Genomic DNA, 4,509 nt, shown 5'->3' with positions numbered 1-4,509 from the left:
GAGGGGAGACCCCCACACCCGCCCCCCCCTGCCGCATGTCGAGAGGACCACTGCCTGATGGCAGGTCACATCCAAGACCGGTGGTTCAAGACTGAGCCTGACGCCGCCGGCAAGCCCCGCCGGGTACGCACCGCCCGCTACGGCAAGGGAATGCGCTACCGCGCCCGCTACATCGGCCCGGACGGAACCGAGAAGAGCAAGTCGTTCCCTGACGGACAGAAGCGACTGGCCGATCAGTGGCTCGCCCACATCGAGGCTGACATGTCTCGAGGTCAGTACGTGGACCCGGCCGCGAGCCGTGTGACGTTCCGGCAGTACGCCGAGAAGTGGCTGAGCACGCAGACCACGGAGACGACCACGCGAGAGTCCGTGGAGTCCGCGATTCGTGGCCACGCGATCCCCTACCTGGGACCGCGGCCGCTCGGCTCGTTCAAGCCGGAGCACATCCGGGATTGGCTCAGCGAACTGGAACGAGCTGTCCCTGCGTCGTCGTACCGGCGCGTGATCTACAACAACGTGTCGACGGTCCTCAACGCAGCGGTGGATGACGGTCACCTGGCGAAGAACCCGTGCCACGCGCAATCGGTGCGTCCGCCGGCTGCGGGAAGTGGTCGTGTTGTGCCATGGAGCACAGAGCGTGTTTTCGCAGTACGAGCGGCGTTGCCGGAACGATTCCGAGCGACGGTCGACCTAGGGGGCGGATGCGGACTCCGTCAAGGGGAGATCTTCGGGTTGCCCGTCGAAGCAGTCAGCTTCGACGCCGGATGGCTACACGTTGCAAACCAGGTGAAGGTCACGAAGGAAGGTCTCGTGTTCGCCCCACCGAAGCGGAACAAGATCCGCGATGTGCCCTTGCCCGACCGTGTGGCGCACGTCCTCAAGCAGCACATGGAGGCGTTCCCCCCAGTAGAGATCACCCTGCCGTGGCTCCGGGTGGACGGTCCGCCTGTCACGAAGCGGCTGCTGTTCACCCGCCTCGACGGCGCGGGGGCGGTTCGGCGTACCGACTTCAATGACCGCGTGTGGAAGCCTGCTCTCGTGGCCGCTGGGGTGATTCCCGCGCCGAAGCCGGGCGAGCGCCACCAGGCGGCCCGCGAGCACGGCATGCACGCCCTCAGACACTTCTATGCCTCGGTCCTCCTGGACGCCGGCGAGAACGTCAAAGCGCTGAGCAACTACCTAGGACACAACGATCCTGGGTTCACGCTCCGGGTCTACACGCACCTCATGCCGAGCAGCGACGCACGGGCCCGGAAGGCCGTGGACAGCCTGTACGACGGCACCGATCCGGCGCCGGACGGCCCAGAGACGGCCCAGGGTCAGTGACACGCGATGGGGCCGACGGTCCGCGACCGTCTGCCCCATCCGCCAAATCAGCGGCAAACCACCTTTGACCTGCGCTTACAGGACCGGCAGGTTCTTCCGCAGCTCGAACGCCGTGACCTCGCTGCGGTACTCCTCCCACTCCTGCTTCTTGTTGCGCAGGAAGAAGTCGAAGACGTGCTCGCCGAGAGTTTCGGCGGCCAGGTCGCTGCGCTCCATCAGGGTCAGCGCCTCGCCCAGGTTCTGCGGCAGCGGCTCGATACCGAGGGCACGGCGCTCCGCGTCGGAGAGGGCCCACACGTCGTCCTCGGCGCCCGGCGGAAGCTCGTAGCCCTCCTCGATGCCCTTCAGGCCCGCGGCCAGCAGCAGCGCGTAGGCCAGGTACGGGTTGGCGCCGGAGTCCAGCGAGCGGACCTCCACGCGGGCCGAGCCCGTCTTGCCCGGCTTGTACATGGGCACACGGACCAGGGCCGAGCGGTTGTTGTGACCCCAGCAGATGTACGACGGGGCCTCGCCGCCCGCGCCGGCCGTGCGCTCCGTGCCGCCCCAGATGCGCTTGTAGGAGTTGACCCACTGGTTGGTGACCGCGGAGATCTCCGCCGCGTGCCGCAGCAGACCCGCGATGAAGGAACGGCCGACCTTGGAGAGCTGGTACTCCGCACCGGACTCGTAGAAGGCGTTCCGGTCACCCTCGAAGAGGGAGAGGTGGGTGTGCATGCCGGAGCCCGGGTGCTCGGAGAAGGGCTTGGGCATGAAGGTCGCCTGCACCCCCTGCTCGAGCGCCACCTGCTTCATGACCAGGCGGAACGTCATGATGTTGTCCGCCGTGGAGAGCGCGTCCGCATAGCGCAGGTCGATCTCCTGCTGGCCGGGAGCACCCTCGTGGTGCGAGAACTCCACCGAGATGCCCATCGACTCCAGCATGGTGATCGCCTGCCGGCGGAAGTCCATGCCCACGTTCTGCGGGGTGTGGTCGAAGTAGCCGGAATTGTCCGCCGGGGTCGGCCGGCTGCCGTCGACCGGCTTGTCCTTCAACAGGAAGAACTCGATCTCCGGGTGGGTGTAGAAGGTGAAGCCCAGGTCGGAGGTGCGGGCCAGGGCACGCTTGAGGACGTAGCGCGGGTCGGCGAAGGACGGCGAGCCGTCCGGCATGAGGATGTCGCAGAACATCCGGGCCGTGCCGGGAGCCTCGGCGCGCCACGGGAGGATCTGGAACGTCGACGGATCCGGCTTGGCGATCATGTCGGACTCGTACACCCGGGCGAAGCCCTCGATGGCGGAGCCGTCGAAGCCGATGCCCTCGTCGAACGCCTGCTCCAGCTCGGCGGGGGCGACGGCCACGGACTTCAGGAAGCCCAGCACGTCGGTGAACCACAGGCGCACGAACCGGATGTCGCGCTCCTCCAACGTCCGGAGTACGAACTCCTGCTGCTTGTCCATCTTCCGCTTCCCCATCCTTGCCGGTCAGGCCGCCTGTCCGTTCCCGTTCCACGGGAGGCGGTCGGGCACCCGAGCATCCCACCACACCAGCGTTTCACACGCGTTGCCGACCTTGATCGGCCGACCGTCCGCGGCCTGAACGCCTGGCATACGTCAGGTGTACCGCTCCGGGTCCCATCTTGCCCGCTCGCCGCGGCATCCGTAACGAGGGAGGGAGAGAGGGGAGGGGGGAGGCGGGAGGGGGCGGGGGTTTTGGGGCGCGGGGCCTGGAGGGTGGGTCCTGGGGCGGGGGGCGGGGCCCGGGGGTGGGGCGGGTGGTTCGGTTGTCGCCCTCTACGACTGGCCCGGCCTCACCACTACGATCAGCTCACCCGTTCGTCCCACTCCTCCCCCCGAAGGACACTTCTCATGGGCTCCCCCAAGCAGAGCAGCACGTCACGCACGGCGCGCATAGAGGAGATGCGGCGCGCCGAGAAGGCCCGCGAACGCCGCACCCGCATCATCACCGTCGCCGCGAGCGTGGTGGTCGTCGCCGGGCTCGTCGCCGGTGGTGTGGTGCTCGTACAGTCCCAGTCGGACGACGACGGGGGCAGCAGCGCGTCGGGGAACTCCAAGAACTCCGGCCAGTTCGACACGGGCAAGGACGGCGTGCGCAAGTGGAAGGGGACGCTGGGCCGCGACCACGTGACCAAGGCCGTCGACTACCCCGTCTCTCCCCCGGTCGGCGGTGACCACAACCCGGTGTGGATGAACTGCAACGGCGACGTCTACACCGACGAGATCAACAACACCAACGCCGTCCACTCCCTGGAGCACGGCGCGGTCTGGGTGACGTACAACGCCGACGCCGACAAGGCGGACGTCGACGCGCTCGCCGCGAAGGTGAAGAAGACGCCGTACACGCTGATGAGCCCGGTGGACGATCAGCAGGACCCGATCATGCTCACCGCCTGGGGCCACCAGCGCACGGTGACCGGCGCCGACGACCCGGACGTCGACGCGTTCCTGCAGAAGTTCGTCCAGGGCGCGCAGACCCCCGAGCCGGGAGCCGCCTGTACGAACGGGCTGTCCAAGTGAGGCAGCTCGGTCTGATCGCGGGCGCCGCGGCGACGGCGCTCGTCGCGGCCGGCGCGATCACCTACGCGGTGGCCGGGGACGACGGGACGTCGGCGACCGGCCGCGTCCCGGCCGCCGACTCCGCGGACGCCGGGTTCGCGCGGGACATGGCCGTGCACCATCAGCAGGCCGTCGAGATGTCGTACGTCGTGCGGGACCGGACCGACGACGAGGACGTCCGGCGGCTCGCCTACGACATCGCCCAGACCCAGGCCAACCAGCGGGGCATGCTGCTGGGCTGGCTCGACCTGTGGGAGCTGCCGAAGGTGTCCACCGAGCCGCCGATGACCTGGATGGGCATGGGTGACACGGCCTCCGGGAAGGACGGGGCGCTGATGCCGGGCATGGCGACCAACGCCGAGATGAAGCGGCTGGCATCGCTGAGCGGTGAGCGGGCCGAGATCTTCTACCTCCAGCTGATGACGGACCACCACAAGGGCGGCGTGCACATGGCTCAGGGGTGTGTCCGGGCGTGCGAAGTCGGCGTGGAGAAGCGGCTGGCGCGGGGGATGGTGGAGGCGCAGGAGTCGGAGATCGAGCTGATGGCGGGGATGCTGCGGGAGCGGGGGGCCTCGCCTCGCGGGTGACGGCGGTCTCCGGTGGGGCAGGGGCGGGGTGGGATGGGGCGGG

The 4,509-nt window shown here is 68.7% G+C and carries 4 protein-coding genes; 3 read left to right on the top strand and 1 reads right to left on the bottom strand.

Translation table 11 applies throughout. The features are described from left to right. Positions 1-57 precede the first annotated feature (57 nt). Positions 58-1,326 carry a tyrosine-type recombinase/integrase gene (locus FGW31_RS24985; RefSeq protein ID WP_142195757.1) on the top strand — a complete coding sequence of 423 codons (1,269 nt, stop codon included), beginning with the start codon at positions 58-60 and terminating at the stop codon, positions 1,324-1,326. A 75-nt stretch (positions 1,327-1,401) separates the two neighbouring features. Here FGW31_RS24985 and glnA read toward each other — a convergent pair whose 3' ends face one another. Then, a complete protein-coding gene (gene glnA / locus FGW31_RS24980) occupies positions 1,402-2,763 on the bottom strand; it encodes a type I glutamate--ammonia ligase (protein ID WP_142195756.1) in 1,362 nt (453 codons plus the stop codon). A gap of 408 nt (positions 2,764-3,171) precedes the next feature. Between glnA and FGW31_RS24975 the strand changes: the two genes are divergently transcribed. Continuing rightward, positions 3,172-3,840 carry a DUF3105 domain-containing protein gene (locus FGW31_RS24975; RefSeq protein WP_142195755.1) on the top strand — a complete coding sequence of 223 codons (669 nt, stop codon included), beginning with the start codon at positions 3,172-3,174 and terminating at the stop codon, positions 3,838-3,840. Next, positions 3,837-4,466: a DUF305 domain-containing protein gene (locus FGW31_RS24970; RefSeq protein ID WP_142195754.1), complete on the top strand. Its 630-nt coding sequence runs from the start codon at positions 3,837-3,839 to the stop codon at positions 4,464-4,466. The genes FGW31_RS24975 and FGW31_RS24970 overlap by 4 nt, the downstream gene beginning before the upstream one ends. The last annotated feature ends 43 nt before the right edge of the window (positions 4,467-4,509 follow it).

It is taken from the genome of Streptomyces calvus (genome assembly GCF_006782915.1).
Classification (GTDB): domain Bacteria; phylum Actinomycetota; class Actinomycetes; order Streptomycetales; family Streptomycetaceae; genus Streptomyces; species Streptomyces calvus.
The sequence above is the reverse complement of the archived record's forward strand: the minus strand, read 5'-3'. Positions and strand labels throughout refer to the sequence as shown.